21 protein-coding genes and 1 pseudogene are annotated in these 19,659 nt (G+C 70.2%); 4 read left to right on the top strand and 18 right to left on the bottom strand.

The window, feature by feature from the left end; all coding sequences use genetic code 11:
* Positions 1-23: 23 nt before the first annotated feature.
* Positions 24-1,871 (bottom strand): glutamine--fructose-6-phosphate transaminase (isomerizing), encoded by a 1,848-nt coding sequence (glmS, locus tag AB0K92_RS01205; RefSeq protein WP_365918192.1) that lies wholly within the window; start codon positions 1,869-1,871, stop codon positions 24-26.
* Between the two features lie 229 nt (positions 1,872-2,100).
* Between glmS and AB0K92_RS01200 the strand changes: the two genes are divergently transcribed.
* On the top strand, positions 2,101-2,511 hold the full coding sequence (locus AB0K92_RS01200; protein ID WP_365918190.1) for a hypothetical protein: 411 nt from the start codon (positions 2,101-2,103) through the stop codon (positions 2,509-2,511).
* Between the two features lie 68 nt (positions 2,512-2,579).
* On the opposite strand, the gene AB0K92_RS01195 is transcribed toward AB0K92_RS01200, so the two are convergent.
* Positions 2,580-3,407: an ABC transporter permease gene (locus AB0K92_RS01195; RefSeq protein ID WP_365918188.1), complete on the bottom strand. Its 828-nt coding sequence runs from the start codon at positions 3,405-3,407 to the stop codon at positions 2,580-2,582.
* Positions 3,404-4,603 carry an ATP-binding cassette domain-containing protein gene (locus tag AB0K92_RS01190; RefSeq protein ID WP_365918186.1) on the bottom strand — a complete coding sequence of 400 codons (1,200 nt, stop codon included), beginning with the start codon at positions 4,601-4,603 and terminating at the stop codon, positions 3,404-3,406. The genes AB0K92_RS01195 and AB0K92_RS01190 overlap by 4 nt, the downstream gene beginning before the upstream one ends.
* 202 nt (positions 4,604-4,805) lie before the next feature.
* On the opposite strand from AB0K92_RS01190, the gene coaA reads away from it, so the two are divergent.
* Together coaA and AB0K92_RS01180 are read left to right on the top strand one after the other, a co-directional pair.
* Positions 4,806-5,774, top strand: coding sequence for a type I pantothenate kinase (gene coaA, locus AB0K92_RS01185; protein WP_365918184.1), 969 nt, complete (start codon positions 4,806-4,808; stop codon positions 5,772-5,774).
* A gap of 53 nt (positions 5,775-5,827) precedes the next feature.
* Positions 5,828-6,766 (top strand): DUF389 domain-containing protein, encoded by a 939-nt coding sequence (locus tag AB0K92_RS01180; protein WP_365918182.1) that lies wholly within the window; start codon positions 5,828-5,830, stop codon positions 6,764-6,766.
* 125 nt (positions 6,767-6,891) lie between these two features.
* Here AB0K92_RS01180 and glmM read toward each other — a convergent pair whose 3' ends face one another.
* From glmM to AB0K92_RS01160, 4 genes are all read right to left on the bottom strand, one after another.
* A complete protein-coding gene (gene glmM / locus AB0K92_RS01175; protein WP_365918180.1) occupies positions 6,892-8,250 on the bottom strand; it encodes a phosphoglucosamine mutase in 1,359 nt (452 codons plus the stop codon).
* 212 nt (positions 8,251-8,462) lie between these two features.
* Positions 8,463-8,975 carry a 30S ribosomal protein S9 gene (gene rpsI, locus AB0K92_RS01170; protein ID WP_166001551.1) on the bottom strand — a complete coding sequence of 171 codons (513 nt, stop codon included), beginning with the start codon at positions 8,973-8,975 and terminating at the stop codon, positions 8,463-8,465.
* Between the two features lie 42 nt (positions 8,976-9,017).
* Positions 9,018-9,461, bottom strand: a complete 444-nt coding sequence (gene rplM / locus AB0K92_RS01165; protein ID WP_166001549.1) for a 50S ribosomal protein L13 — start codon at positions 9,459-9,461, stop codon at positions 9,018-9,020.
* Positions 9,462-9,712: 251 nt separating this feature from the next.
* Positions 9,713-10,939 carry a glycosyltransferase 87 family protein gene (locus tag AB0K92_RS01160; RefSeq protein WP_365918178.1) on the bottom strand — a complete coding sequence of 409 codons (1,227 nt, stop codon included), beginning with the start codon at positions 10,937-10,939 and terminating at the stop codon, positions 9,713-9,715.
* Positions 10,940-11,013: 74 nt separating this feature from the next.
* Between AB0K92_RS01160 and AB0K92_RS01155 the strand changes: the two genes are divergently transcribed.
* On the top strand, positions 11,014-11,901 hold the full coding sequence (locus tag AB0K92_RS01155) for a hypothetical protein (protein ID WP_365918176.1): 888 nt from the start codon (positions 11,014-11,016) through the stop codon (positions 11,899-11,901).
* Between the two features lie 15 nt (positions 11,902-11,916).
* On the opposite strand, the gene truA is transcribed toward AB0K92_RS01155, so the two are convergent.
* The 11 genes and pseudogenes from truA to secY all read right to left on the bottom strand — a co-directional run bounded on the left by truA (position 11,917) and on the right by secY (position 19,533).
* A complete protein-coding gene (truA, locus tag AB0K92_RS01150) occupies positions 11,917-12,780 on the bottom strand; it encodes a tRNA pseudouridine(38-40) synthase TruA (RefSeq protein ID WP_365918174.1) in 864 nt (287 codons plus the stop codon).
* Positions 12,781-12,865: 85 nt separating this feature from the next.
* Positions 12,866-13,396: a 50S ribosomal protein L17 gene (rplQ, locus tag AB0K92_RS01145; protein WP_166001541.1), complete on the bottom strand. Its 531-nt coding sequence runs from the start codon at positions 13,394-13,396 to the stop codon at positions 12,866-12,868.
* Between the two features lie 185 nt (positions 13,397-13,581).
* Positions 13,582-14,604, bottom strand: coding sequence for a DNA-directed RNA polymerase subunit alpha (locus tag AB0K92_RS01140; protein ID WP_003966937.1), 1,023 nt, complete (start codon positions 14,602-14,604; stop codon positions 13,582-13,584).
* Between the two features lie 153 nt (positions 14,605-14,757).
* Positions 14,758-15,162 carry a 30S ribosomal protein S11 gene (gene rpsK, locus AB0K92_RS01135; protein ID WP_003956432.1) on the bottom strand — a complete coding sequence of 135 codons (405 nt, stop codon included), beginning with the start codon at positions 15,160-15,162 and terminating at the stop codon, positions 14,758-14,760.
* A 65-nt stretch (positions 15,163-15,227) separates the two neighbouring features.
* Positions 15,228-15,608: a 30S ribosomal protein S13 gene (gene rpsM / locus AB0K92_RS01130; protein ID WP_010036675.1), complete on the bottom strand. Its 381-nt coding sequence runs from the start codon at positions 15,606-15,608 to the stop codon at positions 15,228-15,230.
* Between the two features lie 197 nt (positions 15,609-15,805).
* Complete coding sequence (gene rpmJ, locus AB0K92_RS01125; protein WP_003998809.1) at positions 15,806-15,919, bottom strand: 50S ribosomal protein L36; 114 nt, start codon at positions 15,917-15,919, stop codon at positions 15,806-15,808.
* 72 nt (positions 15,920-15,991) lie between these two features.
* The gene (infA, locus tag AB0K92_RS01120) at positions 15,992-16,213 is read right to left on the bottom strand and encodes a translation initiation factor IF-1 (protein WP_003948620.1); all 222 of its coding nucleotides are present in this window, start codon (positions 16,211-16,213) and stop codon (positions 15,992-15,994) included.
* A 142-nt stretch (positions 16,214-16,355) separates the two neighbouring features.
* A pseudogene (locus AB0K92_RS01115) lies at positions 16,356-16,514 on the bottom strand (type I methionyl aminopeptidase); the annotation flags it as partial.
* 105 nt (positions 16,515-16,619) lie between these two features.
* Complete coding sequence (gene map / locus AB0K92_RS01110) at positions 16,620-17,483, bottom strand: type I methionyl aminopeptidase (RefSeq protein ID WP_365918172.1); 864 nt, start codon at positions 17,481-17,483, stop codon at positions 16,620-16,622.
* A 74-nt stretch (positions 17,484-17,557) separates the two neighbouring features.
* The gene (locus AB0K92_RS01105) at positions 17,558-18,220 is read right to left on the bottom strand and encodes an adenylate kinase (RefSeq protein ID WP_166001539.1); all 663 of its coding nucleotides are present in this window, start codon (positions 18,218-18,220) and stop codon (positions 17,558-17,560) included.
* On the bottom strand, positions 18,220-19,533 hold the full coding sequence (gene secY, locus AB0K92_RS01100) for a preprotein translocase subunit SecY (RefSeq protein WP_166001537.1): 1,314 nt from the start codon (positions 19,531-19,533) through the stop codon (positions 18,220-18,222). The genes AB0K92_RS01105 and secY overlap by 1 nt, the downstream gene beginning before the upstream one ends.
* Positions 19,534-19,659 lie beyond the last annotated feature (126 nt).

Below are 19,659 nucleotides of genomic sequence, written 5' to 3'. Positions count from 1 at the left end.
CCGGCTCGCCCGGTGGCCCGCGGCTACTCCACGGTGACCGACTTCGCCAGGTTGCGCGGCTGGTCGACCTCGTTGCCGCGGGCGGTCGCCAGCTCGCAGGCGAAGACCTGCAGCGGCACGGTCGCGACCAGCGGCTGGAGCAGGGTGGGCGTGGCGGGGACGCTGATGAGGTGGTCGGCGTACGGGACGACCGCCTCGTCGCCCTCCTCGGCGATCACGATGGTGCGGGCGCCGCGGGCGCGGATCTCCTGGATGTTGGAGACGATCTTGTCGTGCAGCACGGACCGTCCGCGCGGCGACGGCACGACCACGACCACCGGCAGGTCCTCCTCGATCAGCGCGATCGGCCCGTGCTTCAGCTCGCCGGCCGCGAAGCCCTCGGCGTGCATGTAGGCGAGTTCCTTGAGCTTGAGGGCGCCTTCCAGGGCCACCGGGTAGCCCACGTGGCGGCCCAGGAACAGCACGGTGTCCTTGTGCGCGAGGGTGCGGGCCAGTTCGCGCACCGGCTCCATGGTCTCCAGCACCCGCTCGACCGCGCCGGAGACCTCGGACAGCTCCCGCACGACGCCGCGGATCTCGTCGCCCCACTTGGTGCCGCGCACCTGGCCCAGGTAGAGGGCGACCAGATAGCAGGCGACCAGCTGGGTCAGGAACGCCTTCGTCGACGCGACGGCGACCTCCGGTCCGGCGTGCGTGTAGAGCACGGCGTCGGACTCGCGCGGGATGGTGGAGCCGTTGGTGTTGCAGATGGCGAGCACCTTGGAGCCCTGCTCGCGGGCGTGGCGCAGGGCCATCAGGGTGTCCATGGTCTCGCCGGACTGGGAGATGGCGATGACCAGGGTCTGCGGGTCGAGGATCGGGTCGCGGTAGCGGAACTCGCTGGCCAGCTCCACCTCGCAGGGGATCCGCGTCCAGTGCTCGATGGCGTACTTGGCGATGAGCCCGGCGTGGAAGGCCGTACCGCAGGCGACGATGACGACCTTGTCGACCTCGCGCAGCACGCTCGCCGGGATGCGCACCTCGTCCAGGGTGAGCGAGCCGGCGGCGTCGATGCGCCCGAGGAGGGTGTCGGCGACCGCCTTGGGCTGTTCGGCGATCTCCTTGAGCATGAAGTAGTCGTAGCCGCCCTTCTCGGCGGCGGAGGCGTCCCAGTCGACGTGGTAGGAGCGCACGTCGGCGGGGCGGCCGTCGAAGCCGGTGATGGTCACGCCGTCCCGGCGCAGCTCGACGACCTGGTCCTGGCCGAGTTCGACGGCGTCGCGGGTGTGGGCGATGAACGCGGCGACGTCGGAGGCGAGGAAGGCCTCGTCCTCGCCGACGCCGACGACCAGCGGCGAGTTGCGGCGGGCGCCGACCACCACGTCCGGCTCGTCGGCGTGCACCGCGACCAGCGTGAACGCGCCCTCCAGCCGCCGGCACACCAGCCGCATCGCCTCGGCGAGGTCCGCGCAGGAGGAGAACTCCTCGGCGAGCAGATGGGCGACGACCTCGGTGTCGGTCTCGGAGGCCAGTTCGTGCCCGCGCTCGGCCAGCTCGGCGCGCAGTTCGGCGAAGTTCTCGATGATGCCGTTGTGGACGACGGCGACCCGGCCCGCGTTGTCGAGGTGCGGGTGGGCGTTGGCGTCGGTCGGGCCGCCGTGCGTGGCCCACCGGGTGTGCCCGATGCCGGTGGAGCCGGCCGGCAGCGGCCGCTCCGACAGCTCCTTCTCCAGATTGACCAGTTTCCCGGCCCGCTTCGCCGCCGCCAGCCCGCCGTCCGCGAGCACGGCGACCCCGGCCGAGTCGTATCCCCGGTACTCCAGCCGCTTCAGCCCGGCCATCACGACATCGAGCGCCGACTGCGACCCCACGTATCCCACGATTCCGCACATGCCCGGCAGCCTACGGCCGTTCCACCCGCCGAACCCGCCTTCCCCTGCCCGAAATCGGAAATTCCCGCGGGGGTACGCAGACGCCACACGCAAACGCCACCGGGTGTCCGGCCGCATGCGGACGCCCTTCGCGCTGGCGTAACGTCAAGGCGGTCACGTGCACCGTCATGCGCCGTCAGGTGCGGTCATGTGCGGTCGCGTGCGCGTCCGGACGAGGGAGGCAGGCGCGATGAGCTACACCCTGAGTCTCTACAGGTTCTCGCGCGCCGAGCCGGCGGCGCCCGACCCGGACGTGGTCCGGGCGCTCCTCTCGCCGCTGCTCGCCGCGCCGGAGAAGGTGTCCGACGACGGTGTGGAGTTCTGGATCCGCGCCGCGGACGGCAGCGAGGCCGAGGTCGGCGTCCACGAGCACTTCGTCGGGGTGGAGCGGCCGCAGGCCGGGGAGGTGTGGAAGACCGTCATCGCACTGGCGGACCGGCTCGGTGCGGGCATCCTGGTCCCCGGCGGCACGTTCCTGTGCCGCGAGGACATGCGTGCACACCTGCCCGAGGGCATGGCGGACGACTCCGTCTTCGTCCCGGAGATCACCCTCGAAGCCTTCGAGGGCGTCGCGGGTCCGTTCCGGTATCCGCTGGCCTGACCTCTTCCCTGCGAGGGGCCGCGCCGGCTTCGGCTCGCCCCGTGCTGCACAGCCGTCTTGACGCCCCCTCACGTCTTCGCCCGATACGCCCGCATGGCCAGCGGATAGAACACCAGCGCGATGCCCGCCGCCCAGACCAGCGACCACAGCACCGGCTCCGCCACCGGCCCGCCCAGCAGCAATCCGCGGAAGGCGTCGGACAGGTGGGTGACCGGATTGACGTCGCTGAACGCCTGGAGCCAGCCCGGCATGGTGTCGACCACGACGAACGCACTGCTGGTGAAGGTGATCGGGAAGATCAGGGTGAAGCCGAAGGCCTGCACCTTCTCCGCGTCCCCGGCGAGCATCCCGATCAGCACCGCGCTCCACGACACGGCCGCGGCGAACACCACCAGCAGCACCGTGCCGAGCAGGAACCCGTCGAGCCCTCCGGTGACCCGGAAGCCGAGCAGCAGCCCGAGGCCGATCATCAGCAGCATGGCCCAGACGTGCTTGGCGAGATCCGCGGTGATCCGTCCGATCAGCGGGGCGGAACGGGCGATCGGCAGGCTGCGCAGCCGGTCGAAGACGCCCTTGGTGAGGTCGGTGTTGAGCGCCATCGCCGTGTACATCGTCATGAACAGCGTGTTCTGCACGATGATCCCGGGCAGCGCGTACTTCAGATACGCGTCGGGGGAGCCGGCCATCTGACCGCCCAGCACATAGGTGAAGAGGAACACGAACATGATCGGCGTGATGCTGTAGTCGACCAGTTCGAGCGGGTTGTGCTTCACGGCGACCAGGCTGCGCCAGGCCATCGTGAACGTCTGCCGCAGCGCGGCGAGGGGACGCACCCGCCCGGAGGCGCTGACCGGCGGGGCCGGGACGGTCCCGGTGGCGGCCGTCGTGGCGGTCATGGCCGCGTCACCGCCTTCCGCGGCGCGTTCCCTTCCTCCCGGCCGGCGGCGCCCTCGTCCTCGCGCGCGGTCACCTCCGCGTCCTCGATCTCACCGTCCCCGACGTCCGCGCCGTCCCCGACGTCCCTGCCGTCCCCGACGTCCCTGCCGTCCCGGCCGCCCCCGCCGGCCGCGCCGACAGCGCCCTCGCCCTCCCCCGCCGACGCGCCGCCCTCGCCCGCCGACGCGCCGCCCTCGCCCCCGCGGGCGACCGGCTCCGCGCGGTGGCCGGTCAGGGCCAGGAACACCTCGTCGAGGGAGGAGCGGCGCAGCGCCAGCTCGCTGACCGCGATGCCCTCGCGGTCCAGGGCGCGTACGACGGCCGGCATCAGCTCGGGGTCCTTCACCGGGGCGGTGATCGTCTCGCCCTCGATCCGGGCCTGCGGCCCGGCCGCCCCCGCCACCAGGGCGTGCGCCCGCGCGAGGTCCTGCCCGAGGACCGGCCGCAGCTCCAGCACCTGCCCTCCGACCTGCGACTTCAGCTGGTCGGGGGTGCCTTCGGCGATCACCCGGCCCTTGTCGATCACCACGATGTCGTCGGCCAGCACATCCGCCTCGTTCAGATACTGCGTGGTCAGCAGCGCCGTGGCGCCGTCCGCGACCAGCCCGCGCAGCATGTCCCACAGCTCACCGCGGCTGTGCGGGTCGAGGCCGGTGGTCGGCTCGTCGAGGAAGAGGATGCCGGGCCGCCCCACGAGACTGGCCGCGAGGTCGAGGCGGCGCCGCATCCCGCCCGAGTAGGTCTTCACGGCCCGCCCGCCCGCGTACGTCAGCCGGAAACGCTCCAGCAGCTCCGCCGCCCTCGCCTTCGCGTCCCGCCGCGGCAGCCCCAGCAGACGCCCGATGAGCAGCAGGTTCTCCGTGCCGGTCAGGTTCTCGTCCACCGCGGCGTACTGCCCGGTCAGGCCGACCGTGGCCCGCACCACCCCGGCCTCCCGGACCACGTCGTGCCCGGCCACCCGGGCCGTCCCGCCGTCCGGCCGCAGCAGGGTGGCGAAGATCCGCACCGCGGTGGTCTTCCCGGCGCCGTTGGGACCCAGCAGCCCGAGCACCGTGCCCTTGCGGGCGGCCAGATCGACACCGGCCAGCGCCTCCGTCTCCTTGAACCGTTTGACCAGGCCTTCCGCCTCTATCGCATACGTCGTCGCATCCGTCATGGGTCACCCCTTCGGGGTCGGTGGACCCGGCTGGCCCACCTCTCCCACAACTGTGACGCACGCCACTGACATTCCCCCGTTCGTCCCGATTCCTCCCTATCCCGCCGCCCCCGCCGACGCCCCTCCCCGCGCGTGACGGATCCCACCTCACCCTCTGTTCGTACTCCCGTAACAATGGACTGTGATCTCTCCGGTCTCCCCGATGCCCCGGAGCGCCCACCGGCCCCGCCCGGAGGCGACTCCCTACGTCGACCTCACCCGCGCCGAGTGGAGCGCGCTGCGCGACAAGACGCCGCTGCCGCTCACCGCGGAGGAGGTCGAGAAGCTGCGCGGTCTGGGCGACGTCATCGACCTCGACGAGGTCCGGGACATCTACCTCCCGCTGTCCCGGCTGCTCAACCTCTACGTCGGCGCCACCGACGGCCTGCGCGGCGCGCTCAACACCTTTCTCGGGGAACAGGGCTCGCAGTCCGGCACGCCCTTCGTGATAGGGGTGGCCGGCTCGGTCGCCGTCGGCAAGTCCACGGTCGCCCGCCTGCTCCAGGCCCTGCTCTCCCGCTGGCCGGAGCACCCGCGCGTCGAACTGGTCACCACCGACGGCTTCCTGCTGCCCACCAAGGAGCTCCAGGCCCGCGGCCTGATGTCCCGCAAGGGCTTCCCCGAGTCCTACGACCGCCGCGCCCTGACCCGTTTCGTCGCCGACATCAAGGCCGGCAAGGACGAGGTCTCCGCCCCCGTCTACTCCCACCTGATCTACGACATCGTGCCCGGCGAGCGCCTGGTCGTACGCCGCCCCGACATCCTGATCGTCGAGGGCCTGAACGTCCTCCAGCCCGCCCTGCCCGGCAAGGACGGCCGCACCCGCGTCGGCCTCGCCGACTACTTCGACTTCAGCGTGTACGTCGACGCCCGCGCCGAGGACATCGAGCGCTGGTACCTCAGCCGGTTCCGCAAGCTGCGCGAGACCGCCTTCCAGAACCCCTCGTCCTACTTCCGCAAGTACACCCAGGTGTCGGAGCAGGAGGCCCTGGACTACGCCCGCACGATGTGGCGCACCATCAACAAGCCCAATCTGGTGGAGAACATCGCCCCGACCCGCGGCCGCGCCACCCTGGTCGTGCGCAAGGGCCCGGACCACAAGGTGCAGCGCCTCAGCCTGCGCAAGCTGTGACAGCCTTCGGACAAGCTCGCACAGCCGTGAGAAGGGCCTGTTAGAAAGGGCCCATGCTGCATCTGCGCCTGATCACCCCGGCCGAGAGGACCGACGCCGTGGTCCGCGTGATCGAGAAGACGGTCGGCGCCACGCATCTGGTCGTCCTGCCGGGCGCCGCCCGCGACCCGGCCGGCGATGTCGTGATGTGCGACGTCGCCCGTGAGGCCACGGACGAACTCATCGATGCCCTGCGGGTGTTCGACCTCGACGAGTGCGGTTCGATCACGGCCGAGAACATCGACCTGACACTGTCCCGGCACGCCGAGAAGGCCGAGCGGGACGCTCCCGGCGAGGCCGCCGACGCGGTGGTCTGGGACCAGCTCACCGAGGCGACGCACGAGGAGTCGACCCTCTCCGTCACCTATCTCGCGTTCATCACCCTGGCCACGATGATCGCGGCCTGCGGTGTGGTCCTCGACAACGCGATCCTGATCGTGGGCGCGATGGCGGTGGGCCCGGAGTTCGGCCCGCTGGCCGGTTTCTGCACGGCCCTCGTCCAGCGCCGGCCCCGCCTCGCCCTGCGCTCCCTGACCGCCCTGCTGGCCGGCTTCGCCGTGGCGATGGTGGTCACGGTCGGCTTCAGCTACTTCATGGACTCCGTCGACCTGTTCAGCGAGCAGGCCCTGAAGGCCGAACGCCCCAACACCAACTTCATCTACCGCCCCGACTGGTTCTCCTTCGTCGTGGCGGTCTTGGCGGGCTGCGCCGGCACCCTGTCGCTGACCTCGGCGAAGTCCGGCGCCCTGGTCGGCGTCGCCATCTCGGTCACCACGGTCCCGGCCGCCGCCAACGCGGCCGTCGCCTTCAGCTACGACCAGTACCGCCAGGCCTGGGGCTCCTCGGAACAGCTCCTGCTGAACCTCCTGGGCATCATCCTGGCCGGCACCCTGACCCTGCTGGTCCAGAAGGCCCTGTGGTCGAAGAAGGTCCGCAAGACGAGCGCGCCCTAGTGCAGAGGGGCGCGGGGCGCGGGGCTCCGTCCGGTATGCGGCTCCGCCGCGCGGGCGCGACCCACCACGAACCGGTCGCAGCCCGCGACGCACGGCACCCCACACCCGAACCGGGCGGCGGGGAACTACCCCAGCGCGGACTTCACCGCGTCGGCCAGCCGCCCCGCGACCGTCCGCGCCTGCTCGATGTCCGCCGCCTCGACCATCACCCGCACCAGCGGCTCGGTCCCCGACGGCCGCAGCAGCACCCGCCCGGTCGCCCCCAGTTCCCGCTCGGCCTCGGCGACCGCGGCGGCGACGTCCCCGGAGCTGGCGACCCGGGACTTGTCCACGTCCGGCACATTGATCAGCACCTGCGGCAGCCGCTCCATCACGGACGCCAGCTCCCGCAGCGACCGCCCGCTCTGGGCGACCCGCGCGGCCAGCAGCAGCCCGGTCAGCGTGCCGTCACCGGTGGTGGCGTGGTCGAGGATGATCACGTGCCCGGACTGCTCGCCGCCGAGGGCGAAGCCGTGCTCCTTCATCTCCTCCAGCACATACCGGTCGCCGACCGCCGTCTGCACGAGCCGGATGCCCTCGCGCTCCAGGGCCAGCTTGAAGCCCAGGTTGGACATGACGGTGGCGACGACGGTGTCGGACCGCAGCACCTGCCGCTCGCGCATCGCGAGCGCCAGCACGGCGAGGATCTGGTCGCCGTCGACCTCCTCACCGGTGTGGTCCACGGCGAGGCAGCGGTCGGCGTCCCCGTCGTGCGCGATGCCCAAGTCCGCCCCGTGCTCCACGACCGCGGCCTTCAGCGGCGCCAGATGCGTCGACCCGCACCCGTCGTTGATGTTCAGCCCGTCCGGCTCGGCGCCGATCGTGATCACCTCGGCGCCGGCCCGCGTGAACGCCTCCGGGGACACCCGGGACGCCGCGCCGTGCGCCTCGTCGAGCACGATCCTCAGCCCGTCCAGCCGGTTCGGCAGCACACTCAGCAGGTGCTCGACGTACTGGTCCGCGCCCTCGTCGTACGACCGCACCCGGCCCACGCCGGCACCCGTCGGCCGGTCCCACGGCGCACCGGTGCGGTGCTCCTCGTAGACGGCCTCGATACGGTCCTCGATGTCGTCGGGGAGTTTGTGGCCGCCCCGCGCGAAGAACTTGATGCCGTTGTCGGGCATGGCGTTGTGGCTGGCGGAGAGCATGACGCCCAGATCGGCACCGAGGGCCCCGGTGAGATACGCCACCGCCGGGGTGGGCAGCACGCCGACGCGCAGCACGTCCACGCCCGCGCTGGCCAGGCCCGCGACCACGGCCGCCTCCAGGAACTCCCCGGACGCACGCGGGTCACGCCCGACCACCGCGGTCGGCCGGTGGCCTGCGAAGGTGCCCGCCTCGGCCAGTACGTGGGCCGCCGCGACGGACAGCCCGAGCGCCAGCTCGGCCGTCAGATCCGCGTTGGCGACACCGCGCACGCCGTCCGTGCCGAAGAGTCGTCCCACTTGTCCTCCTGAGGAAGCGTCAGTTCCGGAAGCCGCGCCCGAACGCGGCCCACACGGCTCCCGGGCCCCGGACACACAGCGCCGGGCCATCCGATCACACAAGCCTTTGAGCGTCTTGTGCCGTTATACGCCCATGGCATGCGATAAACGAACGCCCCGGCGGCACAGTGGCGTGCCGCCGGGGCGTTCGGAGTACGAGCAGGCAGCTGCGATTAGCGCTTGCTGTACTGCGGAGCCTTGCGGGCCTTCTTCAGACCGGCCTTCTTCCGCTCGACCGCGCGGTCGTCGCGGCGCAGGAAGCCGGCCTTCTTCAGCGGACCGCGGTTGTTGTCGACGTCCGCCTCGTTCAGCGCACGGGCGACACCGAGACGGAGCGCACCGGCCTGACCGGAGACACCGCCACCGGAGATGCGGGCGATGACGTCGTAACGGCCCTCGAGCTCGAGAACCTTGAACGGCTCGTTGACTTCCTGCTGGTGCACCTTGTTCGGGAAGTAGTCCTCGAGGGTGCGACCGTTGATCTTCCACTTGCCGGTGCCCGGAACGATCCGGACGCGGGCGATGGCCTCCTTGCGGCGGCCCAGACCGGCGGCCGGCTGGGGCTCGCCGAAGCGGGAGGCCAGGGACTCCGAGGTGTACTCGCCCTCGACGGGGACCTCGGACTCGGTGGTGTAGCTGTCGATGTCAAGCTCTTCGAGCGGCTGCTCGGCAGTGGTCTCGGCCACGATTCTCCTCAGATTCTGTTCAGTCTTAGGGGGTGGCCGGACTTACTGCGCGACCTGGGTGATCTCGAACGGCTGCGGCTGCTGCGCGCCGTGCGGGTGCTGGTCACCCTTGTAGACCTTCAGCTTCGAGAGCATCTGACGGCCCAGCGAGTTCTTGGGGAGCATGCCCTTGACGGCCTTCTCGATGGCCTTCTCGGGGTTCTTGTCGAGCAGCTCGTCGTAACGGACGGAGCGCAGACCACCCGGGTAGCCGGAGTGGCGGTACGCCATCTTCTGGGTCCGCTTGTTGCCGGAGAGGTGCACCTTGTCGGCGTTGATGATGATGACGAAGTCACCAGCGTCGACGTGCGGCGCGTAGATCGGCTTGTGCTTGCCCCGCAGAAGGGTGGCGGCGGTGCTGGCGAGACGGCCCAGGACAACGTCCTGAGCGTCGATGACGTGCCACTGGCGCGTCACATCGCCGGGCTTGGGGCTGTACGTACGCACGGTTCGTAGCCTTCGCTTCGAGTGAATGGTCCTAGACAAGGTCACCGAAACGATCACGACAGCCTTGACCCACGGCGGCGACGCAAACCGCGTGCGTGGGGTCGCTGGTCATCGGCCCGGTGGACCGGTGTAAGGGCCCGTCCCGTGAGAATGAGCAAGCCAATACACAACGAACATGCAGGATACCCGCGCCGACCCGGACGGGTCAAAACGCGGGATCACCGGGCGGGCAGCCCGGCATCCGCACCCTTTCAGAGTACGCGAACCGCGCCACCGCTCCGCTCCCGCCGCGGGGCGACGAAGCGGCCCGGCAGCCGCAGCGGCCGGGCGCGCGCCCCCCGGGCGGCGACCGTCGCGGCCAGGACGCACAGCGTGAACGCGTCCTTGAAGGCCCGGCGGCGCGGCGCCTCCAGGTACGGCAGGGCCAGCGACGGCAGTTGCGGGGCCAGGGCGAGCCAGAACCAGGGACCGCGGGCGACCGACCCCGCGTACGGCAGCCCCGCGAGCAGCAGCGGCAGCACGACCAGCAGATAGTGGTCGTACGACGGCCTGGACACCAGGAACGCCGACAGCATCAGGCCCGCCGCGGTCTCCGACAGCCGCAGCGGCCCGGCGTCGCCCCGCCGCCACCGGCGGTACGCGCACAGCACCCCCGCCCCGGCCGCCGCGGCCGCGAGCAGCCCGGCGAGGGTCCGCGGCACCCCCAGCCGGGGCAGCACGGCGGCCGGGGACGCCTCGTAGAGCCGTACGAAGCCGTCGTCGCCGCTCAGCAGGAACGGCAGGGTGCGGGTGAAGAAGCCGGCCGGGTCCGGCATCAGCAGGCCCGCCGCCGCCGAGGCCGCCGCCGGGACCAGGACCGCCGCCGCGAGCGCCCGCCGGCGCCGGGCGAACAGGAACAGCAGCGCCACGGGCGCCAGCAGCGGCTTGAGCGCCACCGCCGCCCCGACGACCACCCCCGCCGCCGTCCACCGCCCGCGCCCCGCGAGGAGCAGCGCCAGCGGCAGGGCCAGCGCGGCGGTCACCGTCCAGTTCGCCAGCTGCACCAGGTGCGCGAACGGCGCGAACCCGGCCGCGAGGCCGGCCAGGCCCAGCGCGGCGAACCGGCTGGACAGCGGGACGCGGTGCAGCCGCAGCGCGGCCGCCCAGGCACCGGACAGCAGGGCGATCACCGCCACCGGCACCAGCAGCCGCAGCCACGACGAGGGCAGCAGCGCCTGCGGGGCCGCCGCGAGGACCGCGCTGGGCAGATAGAGGAAGTGCGGGTCGTCGTACGGGGAGCCGCCGGCCAGCCAGGCGCGGGCCGCGCGGACGACGATCGCGTTGTCCATGCCGCCGTCCGGGGACAGCCGCGCCACCCGCGCCGCCTGGGCGCCCAGCACCACCGCGGGCACCGCCCACAGATGCCAGGTGGCCCGCCGAAGCAGCCACCCGGAGATGTCACCTTTGACCGTGCTTTTGCCGTTCTCGCCGGATTCCATGCAGGGCACGCTAGGGGCTCCGCGGCCGCGCGAGGCGGAACAGCGCGCCGCCCGGCCCGTCTAAGATGCGCCCCATGAGCTATGGGCAGGGGGGACCCCAGTCTCAGTGGGATCCCTGGACACCGCAGTCGCAGCAGCAGTCCTGGAACAGCGGCACCGACCAGACCCCGGACTGGGCAGCGCTCGCCGAGGCCTCCGAGGCCCGTAACAAGCGGCGCCGCCTGCTCTTCGTCGGCGGCGGCGCGCTCGCCACCGTCGCCATCGGCACGGCCGTCGCCATGGCCGTCGTCTCGGCGAACGGCGACGGCGGCCAGGCGAACAGCCCCACCTCGCGGCTGCCCGCCAGCGCGGACATACCCGGCGAGTCCACCGCCGCGCCGCCGTCCTTCGCGCCCACCAGCGCCCCGCCGCCGCTGGACCCGAAGGACTTCGTCTCCGGCAAGGACAAGGACACCGCCCCGCTCAGCCCCGAGATCCTCTTCCCGGGCACCCAGCTGACCATGGGCGACATCGTCTACAAGAAGGGCCCGACCGCCGACACCAGGAGCTGCGCGACGGCCGCCCTCCAGACCCTGCCCAAGGTGCTCACCGCCAACGGCTGCACCCGGATGCTCCGCGTCACCTACACCAAGGGCGACGTCGCGGTCACCGTCGGCGTGGCCGTCTTCGACACCGAGGCCAAGGCCACCGCCACCAAGACCCAGGCCGACAAGAAGAGCATCGTGAAGTCGCTGAACGGCGGCGGCGTGCAGCCCTTCTGCAACTCCGCCATCTGCCGCACGACGACCAACTCCTACGGCCGCTACGCCTACTTCACCATCGCCGGCTTCACCGACGGCAGGGACGTGACGACCAAGGACACCGAGGTCTTCAAGACCGGCGACGACCTGGCCGAGTTCACCTTCCGCCAGATCCGCCGCCGCGGCGAGGCCCAGGCGTCGGCGGCCGCGGCGGCGGGCTGACGGGCCGAGCGCGGGTCAGCAGCAGCCGGCGGCCGCCGCCCCCGGCAGCGACCGCTTGTTGCGGGCCTCCCGGCTGCGCGCGGCCAGCAGCTCGTCGGCCGGGTAGCCGACCTCCTCCAGCGTCAGCCCGTGCGGCCGTACGACGTGCACGGCCGAGTCCCGGACGCCCGCGGCCAGCACCTTGGCCGGCCAGTCCGGCGGCCGGTGCCCGTCGCCCACGAACAGTAGCGCCCCGATCAGCGAGCGCACCATGTTGTGGCAGAACGCGTCGGCGCGCACGGTCGCGGTGATGATCCCGTCCTCGCCGCGCGCCAGGCTCAGCTCCTGGAGGGTGCGGATGGTCGTCGCGCCCTCGCGCTTCTTGCAGTACGCCGCGAAGTCGTGCTCCCCGAGCAGCCCGCGGGCCGCCTCGTTCATGGCGTCCACGTCGAGCGGCCAGTCGTGCCACAGGACGTGGCCCCGCAGCAGCGGGTCCACTCCCCCGGGGTTGTCGGTGACCCGGTACGCGTAGCGCCGCCAGATCGCCGAGAACCGGGCGTTGAAGCCGCTGGGCGCCTCGCGCAGGGCCCAGACCCGCACATCCCTCGGCAGCCGCCCGGCGAGCCGCTTGAGCAGCTTCTCGTGGTGCTCGCGCCACACCGCCTCGGGCAGGTCCACGTGCGCCACCTGTCCGCGCGCGTGCACACCGGCGTCGGTCCGCCCGGCCACCGTCAGCTCGAAGGTCTCGCGGGACCGCGTCACGGTCCGCAGGGCGTCCTCGATCTCCCCCTGTACGGTCCGCCGTCCCCCGGCCTGCTTGGCCCAGCCGGAGAACTCGGTGCCGTCGTAGGAAAGATCCAGGCGCACCCGCACGTATCCGGGCTCTACTTCCTCACTCACCCCAGAATCCTCTCAGGAACGGCGAACGGGCCCGCCCCCGGGAAGGGAACGGGCCCGCGCACGCCCTCACGGGCGCGAGGAACGCTTACGCGTCCTTGGACTCCTCGGCGGGAGCCTCGGCGACCTCGGTCTCGTCGGCCTTGGCGTCGTCGGCCTTGGCCTCCTCGACCTCGGTGTCCGCGGCCTTGGCCTGCTCGGACTCCTTGACCGCACGCTTGGTGGCGGCCTCGGCCTCACCGGTGGCCTGCTGCGCGACCGTCAGCGCCTCGACCAGCTCGATGACCGCCATGGGCGCGTTGTCGCCCCGACGGTTGCCGATCTTGGTGATACGGGTGTAGCCACCCGGACGGTTCTCGTACCGCGGGCCGATCTCGGTGAAGAGCGTGTGGACGACGCTCTTGTCCGTGATGACCTGGAGCACCTGACGGCGGTTGTGAAGGTCGCCCTTCTTCGCCTTGGTGATCAGACGCTCGGCGTACGGCCGCAGACGGCGGGCCTTCGCCTCGGTCGTGGTGATCTTGCCGTGCTCGAAGAGCGACTTCGCGAGGTTCGCGAGCAGCAGCTTCTCGTGCGCGGCGCTGCCGCCCAGACGGGCACCCTTGGTGGGCTTCGGCATGGTTCTTCTCCTGTGTGTCTGCCCCGGCCGTATCAGGTACCGGAGTCAGTATCCGAGCAGGCGGTCGCCTGTCGGAGATCCGGACGACGAGCCCCGGAGGGGCTGTCGTCCGGAAGGGGCGCGGGGAACTGCGCGACAAGCCACAGCGCACCCGCACCCTTTTACGGACCGGAAGGCCCGAGCTTTCAGTACTGCTCGGTCTCCACGAACCCGGCGTCCGCGTCGTCGTCCGCACCGAACGCGTCCGCGGCGGCGGTCGGGTCGAATCCGGGCGGCGAGTCCTTGAGCGCGAGACCCATGCCGGCCAGCTTGGCCTTGACCTCGTCGATGGACTTCGCACCGAAGTTGCGGATGTCGAGCAGGTCCGCCTCGGAGCGCGCGACGAGCTCACCCACGGAGTGGATGCCCTCACGCTTGAGGCAGTTGTACGACCGGACGGTGAGCTCCAGCTCCTCGATCGGCAGCGCCAGGTCGGCGGCGAGCGCGGCGTCCGTCGGGGACGGACCCATGTCGATGCCCTCGGCGTCGATGTTCAGCTCGCGGGCGAGACCGAACAGCTCGACCAGGGTCTTGCCGGCCGACGCCATGGCGTCACGCGGCCGCATGGCCTGCTTGGTCTCGACGTCGACGATCAGCTTGTCGAAGTCGGTGCGCTGCTCGACACGCGTGGCCTCGACCTTGTAGGTGACCTTGAGAACCGGCGAGTAGATCGAGTCGACCGGGATGCGGCCGATCTCCTGGCCCACCTGCTTGTTCTGCACGGCGGAGACGTAGCCGCGACCGCGCTCGACGGTCAGCTCCATCTCCAGCTTGCCCTTGCCGTTGAGCGTGGCGAGGACCAGGTCGGGGTTGTGCACCTCGACACCGGCCGGGGGCGCGATGTCGGCGGCGGTGACCAGACCCGGACCCTGCTTGCGCAGGTACATCACCACGGGCTCGTCGTGCTCCGAGGAGACGACCAGCTGCTTGATGTTGAGGATCAGGTCGGTGACGTCCTCCTTGACGCCCGGCACGGTGGTGAACTCGTGCAGCACGCCGTCGATGCGGATGGACGTGACCGCCGCACCCGGGATCGAGGACAGGAGGGTACGGCGCAGGGAGTTGCCGAGGGTGTAACCGAAGCCCGGCTCCAGCGGCTCGATCACGAACCGGGAGCGGAACTCGTCGACGACCTCTTCGGTCAACGAGGGACGCTGAGCGATCAGCATGTGTGGATCAGATCCTTCAGTCGGGGGCGCCCGCTATATGACGCCCGACCAGACCGCCCCGTTCGACAGGAGCGGGTACAGCAAGGGTACGGGCGATACGGCCCTTTTACGGAGCCGTACCGCCCGGAACCACGATCCGCGAAGCGGCGAGCGTCAGACGCGGCGGCGCTTCGGCGGACGGCAGCCGTTGTGCGGGGTCGGGGTGACGTCCTGGATGGAGCCGACCTCGAGGCCCGTGGCCTGCAGGGAGCGGATCGCGGTCTCACGACCGGAACCCGGGCCCTTGACGAACACGTCGACCTTGCGCATGCCGTGCTCCTGGGCGCGGCGGGCGGCCGACTCGGCGGCCATCTGCGCGGCGAACGGCGTGGACTTCCGGGAGCCCTTGAAGCCGACGTGGCCGGCGGAGGCCCAGGAGATCACGTTGCCGGACGGGTCCGTGATCGAGACGATCGTGTTGTTGAACGTGCTCTTGATGTGCGCGTGGCCGTGAGCGACGTTCTTCTTTTCCTTGCGGCGCACCTTCTTGGCAGCGCCCTGACGTCCCTTGGGGGGCATCTTCTAACTCCTACGGGAGGTGGTCGGTCCTACAGCGAAGACCGTGGACAGGCGTCCGCTGCGGACTACTTCTTGCCCGGCTTCTTCTTGCCGGCGATGGCGCGACGCGGGCCCTTGCGGGTGCGGGCGTTGGTGCTCGTGCGCTGACCACGGACGGGCAGACCGCGGCGGTGGCGCAGACCCTGGTACGTGCCGATCTCGACCTTGCGGCGGATGTCGGCCTGGATCTCGCGACGGAGGTCACCCTCGGTCTTGATGTTGTTGTCGACGTACTCGCGGATCGCGACCAGCTGCTCCTCGGAGAGGTCCCGAACACGGGTGTTCGGGTCCACGCCGGTGGCGGCCAGCGTCTGCTGGGAAAGGGTCCGGCCGATGCCGAACACGTAGGTCAGGGCGATCTCCACGCGCTTGTCGCGCGGGATGTCGACACCGGAAACGCGTGCCATTCAATGGCTCCTGGTGATCTTCGGAGGTCTGCCGCAGGACCGGTTCCCAGCCGCCGTATCAGGTACGGACTGGGTCCCCGGCCTCCGAACCGGGGGTGTCGAACCGCTGTCGCGGCTCGGGCCCTGCGTATGTACATATTCAGCTCGCGTCGCGCGAAGTCTCTGCGATAGCGGTGCAGAGGGGAATGATCGTGCGGTCAGCCCTGGCGCTGCTTGTGGCGCGGGTTCTCGCAGATGACCATGACCCGGCCGTGACGGCGGATCACCCTGCACTTGTCGCAGATCTTCTTGACGCTCGGCTTGACCTTCATGGGATGTGAGGTTCTCCGGGTCAGTTGCCGGCGGCCCCGTGCACAGGGAGGGCACGGGGCGTGGGGCAAGATCTACTTGTACCGGTAGACGATCCGGCCACGCGTCAGGTCGTACGGAGACAGCTCCACCACGACCCGGTCGTCAGGGAGGATGCGGATGTAGTGCATACGCATCTTGCCGCTGATGTGTGCCAGGACCTGGTGGCCGTTCTGGAGCTCGACCTTGAACATGGCGTTCGGAAGAGACTCGACGACAGTGCCCTCGATCTCGATGGCACCTTGCTTCTTGGCCACGCTTCGCCCTTCGAATCGACTACCTTGATCGACTCACTGTGAGCGCATGCAGACATGCGGGTACACAAGAGCCGACGAGTCAGTCTACGTCAGCGCACCCGGAAACACGAATCGGGGGCAGTCTGCCCCACGCAGAAGATCATTATGCGAGAGGATCCGGCGCGGCCGTGACCCCGTACTCGGCGAGCTTGGCCTTGCCGCCGTCCGGGGCCGTCAGGACCAGCGGGCCCTGCTCCGTGAGGGCCACCGAGTGCTCCCAGTGGGAGGACCAGGTGCCGTCGGTGGTGATGACCGTCCAGTCGACCCATTCTCCACGCCCCCCTCGCGGGCTCGGCGCCTGGGGCGCCTCACAAGCTTCGGGCGGCTGCGCCGGCCTCCGACCGGCGGTCGGCGCGTGAGGCCGTCGTCAGGCCAGCGGATCCGGCGCGGCCGTGACCCCGTACTCCGCCAGCTTGGCCTTGCCGCCGTCCGGGGCCGTCAGCACCAGGGGGCCCTGCTCCGTGAGGGCCACCGAGTGCTCCCAGTGGGAGGACCAGGTGCCGTCGGTGGTGATGACCGTCCAGTCGTCGTCCAGGACCTCGGTCCTCGGGGTGCCGAGGGAGACCATCGGCTCGATGGCGAGGCAGAAGCCGGGGACCAGCCTGGGGCCCTTGCCGCGGCGGCGGTCGACGTAGTTCAGCAGGTGCGGGTCCATGTGCATCTCGGAGCCGATGCCGTGGCCGCCGTAGTCCTCGATGATCCCGTACCGGCCGCCGCCGGGCTTCGGCTGGCGGCGGATGTACGTCTCGATGGCGCGGGAGATGTCGACGAGCCGGTTGCCCTGCTTCATGGCCGCGATGCCGGCCCACATCGACTCCTCGGTCACCCGGGACAGCTCGATCAGCTCGGGGGCGTGACCGGAGCCCACGAACGCCGTGTAGGCCGCGTCACCGTGCCAGCCGTCGACGATCGCGCCGCAGTCGACGGAGATGATGTCGCCGTCCTTCAGGACCACGTCGTCGGACGGGATGCCGTGGACGACGACCTCGTTCACGGAGGTGCAGATGGTCGCCGGGAAGCCGCCGTAGCCGAGGAAGTTGGACTTCGCCCCGTGCTCGGCGAGCACCTTGCGCGCCACCTGGTCGAGGTCCTTGGTGGTGGCGCCGGGCACTGCGGCCTCCCGGGTGGCCGCGTGGATGGCTGCGACGACCAGCCCCGCCGCACGCATCTTGGCGATCTGCTCGGGGGTCTTGATCTGCACCATGGGGGCCCTGCGCTCTCCGTCACTCACGTCAACCGGTTACGTACACAACAGTACGGCCGTGACGCCCCTGGGGGTGCCACGGCCGCGACCGCATCCGACGGCTACTCGCCGCCGTCCTCACGCTTCAGCGCCTCCAGCGCCCGCCCCGTGACCTCGTCCACCGCACCCAGCGCGGAGATGGTGACGACCAGCCCCTGCGCCTTGTAGTAGTCGATGATCGGCTCGGTCTGCGTGTGGTAGACCTCGAGCCGCTTGCGGACGGTGTCCTCGGAGTCGTCGTCCCGCTGGTACAGCTCGCCGCCGCAGACGTCGCAGACACCCTCGGTCTTCGGCTTGCTGTACGTCACGTGGAAGACGTGGCTGGAGTCCTTGCGGCAGATCCGCCGGCCGGCGATCCGCTTGACGACCTCGTCCTCCGGGGCCTCCAGGTCGAGCACCGCGTCCAGCTCGATGCCCTCGGTCGTCAGCAGCTCGTCCAGCGCCTGGGCCTGCGAGACGTTGCGGGGGAACCCGTCCAGCAGGAAGCCGTTCTCGGCGTCCGGCTGCTCCATGCGGTCCTTCGCCATGGCGATCGTGACCTCGTCCGGCACCAGATTGCCGGCGTCCATGTAGGACTTCGCGAGCTTGCCGAGCTCCGTCTGCCGGCTGATGTTGGCGCGGAACAGGTCGCCCGTGGAGATGTGCGGGATCGACAGCTTCTCGGCAAGGCGCGTGGCCTGCGTACCCTTACCGGCACCCGGCGGCCCGACGAGGACGATTCGCATCAGCGGAGGAACCCTTCGTAATTGCGCTGCTGGAGCTGGCTCTCGATCTGCTTCACCGTCTCGAGACCGACACCCACGATGATCAGGATGCTGGTACCGCCGAAGGGGAAGTTCTGGTTTGCCCCGAAACCGGCCAACGCCATTGTCGGCACGAGAGCGATCAGACCCAGATACAGCGAACCCGGCCAGGTGATCCGGTTGAGCACGTACGACAGGTACTCAGCGGTCGGTCGGCCAGCCCGGATGCCCGGGATGAAGCCACCATACTTCTTCATGTTGTCCGCGACTTCCTCGGGGTTGAACGAGATGGCCACGTAGAAGAACGCGAAGAAGACAATCAGGAAGAAGTAAATCGTGATGTGAACGGGCGCCGCGGTGTCCGCCAGGTTGCCGTTGATCCAGCGTGCCCAGCCTGCCTGGGAGTTGGAGAACTGGACGATCAGCGCCGGGATGTAGAGCAGCGACGACGCGAAGATGACCGGGATCACACCCGCCTGGTTGACCTTCAGCGGGATGTACGTCGACGTCCCGCCGTAGGAACGGCGGCCGATCATGCGCTTCGCGTACTGGACCGGGATGCGGCGCTGGGCCTGCTCCACGAACACCACCAGGCCGACCATGAACAGGCCGACGAGGATCACGGTGCCGAACTCGATCCAGCCGCCGGCCAGCGAGCCCTGCTGCTTGATCGCCCACAGCGCGGCCGGGAAGGTGGCGGCGATCGAGATGAACATCAGGATCGACATGCCGTTGCCGATGCCGCGGTCGGTGATCAGCTCACCCAGCCACATGACCAGGGCGGTACCGGCGGTCATCGTGATGACCATGGTCACCGTCGTGAAGATCGAGCGGTCCGGCACGATCTGCTGGGCGGCCGAGCAGTTCGGGAAGAGCGAGCCGGTGCGGGCGGTGGCCACCAGACCGGTGCCCTGGAGGATCGCCAGCGCGACCGTCAGGTAGCGCGTGTACTGGGTGATCTTGGCCGTGCCGGCCTGCCCCTCCTTCTTGAGGGCCTCCAGACGCGGGATCACAACGGTCAGCAGCTGAAGAATGATGCTCGCCGTGATGTACGGCATGATGCCGAGCGCGAAGATCGTGATCTGCAGAAGCGCACCACCGCTGAACATGTTCACCAGACCGAACAGGCCCTGGTTGGCGTTCGCCTGGTCGATGCAGATCTGGACGCTCTTGTAGTCGACGCCTGGGATCGGGATGTGTGTGCCGATCCGGTAGATCACGATGATGCCGAGCGTGAAGAAAATCTTCTTGCGCAGGTCGGGCGTCTTGAACGCCCGGGCGAACGCGGTGAGCACGGTGCCTCCTGCGACCCCCGCGCATCTGCGTCAAGGGTGACGGTCTTGAGGATTCGACGAATACGTAACGGTCAACTGCCGCTCAGAGTGCCCGAGGTGCGGCACCCAGTGAAAGTTGGCAGTGCA

The organism is Streptomyces sp. NPDC052687, from assembly GCF_040678395.1.
GTDB lineage: Bacteria > Actinomycetota > Actinomycetes > Streptomycetales > Streptomycetaceae > Streptomyces.
Note: the sequence above shows the minus strand (reverse complement) of the source record. Positions and strands in the feature narration are given on the sequence as shown.

What these genes read in the sequence shown, in the direction of transcription:
- AB0K92_RS01105 (WP_166001539.1), bottom strand. Translation starts at nt 18,220, where the DNA reads ATGCGAATCGTCCTCGTCGGGCCGCCGGGTGCCGGTAAGGGTACGCAG.
- coaA (WP_365918184.1), top strand. Translation starts at nt 4,806, where the DNA reads ATGCCCCGGAGCGCCCACCGGCCCCGCCCGGAGGCGACTCCCTACGTC.
- AB0K92_RS01160 (WP_365918178.1), bottom strand. Translation starts at nt 10,939, where the DNA reads ATGGAATCCGGCGAGAACGGCAAAAGCACGGTCAAAGGTGACATCTCC.
- AB0K92_RS01195 (WP_365918188.1), bottom strand. Translation starts at nt 3,407, where the DNA reads ATGACCGCCACGACGGCCGCCACCGGGACCGTCCCGGCCCCGCCGGTC.
- AB0K92_RS01140 (WP_003966937.1), bottom strand. Translation starts at nt 14,604, where the DNA reads ATGCTGATCGCTCAGCGTCCCTCGTTGACCGAAGAGGTCGTCGACGAG.
- AB0K92_RS01155 (WP_365918176.1), top strand. Translation starts at nt 11,014, where the DNA reads ATGAGCTATGGGCAGGGGGGACCCCAGTCTCAGTGGGATCCCTGGACA.
- rplQ (WP_166001541.1), bottom strand. Translation starts at nt 13,396, where the DNA reads ATGCCGAAGCCCACCAAGGGTGCCCGTCTGGGCGGCAGCGCCGCGCAC.
- AB0K92_RS01200 (WP_365918190.1), top strand. Translation starts at nt 2,101, where the DNA reads ATGAGCTACACCCTGAGTCTCTACAGGTTCTCGCGCGCCGAGCCGGCG.
- glmS (WP_365918192.1), bottom strand. Translation starts at nt 1,871, where the DNA reads ATGTGCGGAATCGTGGGATACGTGGGGTCGCAGTCGGCGCTCGATGTC.
- rpsM (WP_010036675.1), bottom strand. Translation starts at nt 15,608, where the DNA reads ATGGCACGCGTTTCCGGTGTCGACATCCCGCGCGACAAGCGCGTGGAG.
- AB0K92_RS01190 (WP_365918186.1), bottom strand. Translation starts at nt 4,603, where the DNA reads ATGACGGATGCGACGACGTATGCGATAGAGGCGGAAGGCCTGGTCAAA.
- rpsK (WP_003956432.1), bottom strand. Translation starts at nt 15,162, where the DNA reads ATGCCCCCCAAGGGACGTCAGGGCGCTGCCAAGAAGGTGCGCCGCAAG.
- rpmJ (WP_003998809.1), bottom strand. Translation starts at nt 15,919, where the DNA reads ATGAAGGTCAAGCCGAGCGTCAAGAAGATCTGCGACAAGTGCAGGGTG.
- AB0K92_RS01180 (WP_365918182.1), top strand. Translation starts at nt 5,828, where the DNA reads ATGCTGCATCTGCGCCTGATCACCCCGGCCGAGAGGACCGACGCCGTG.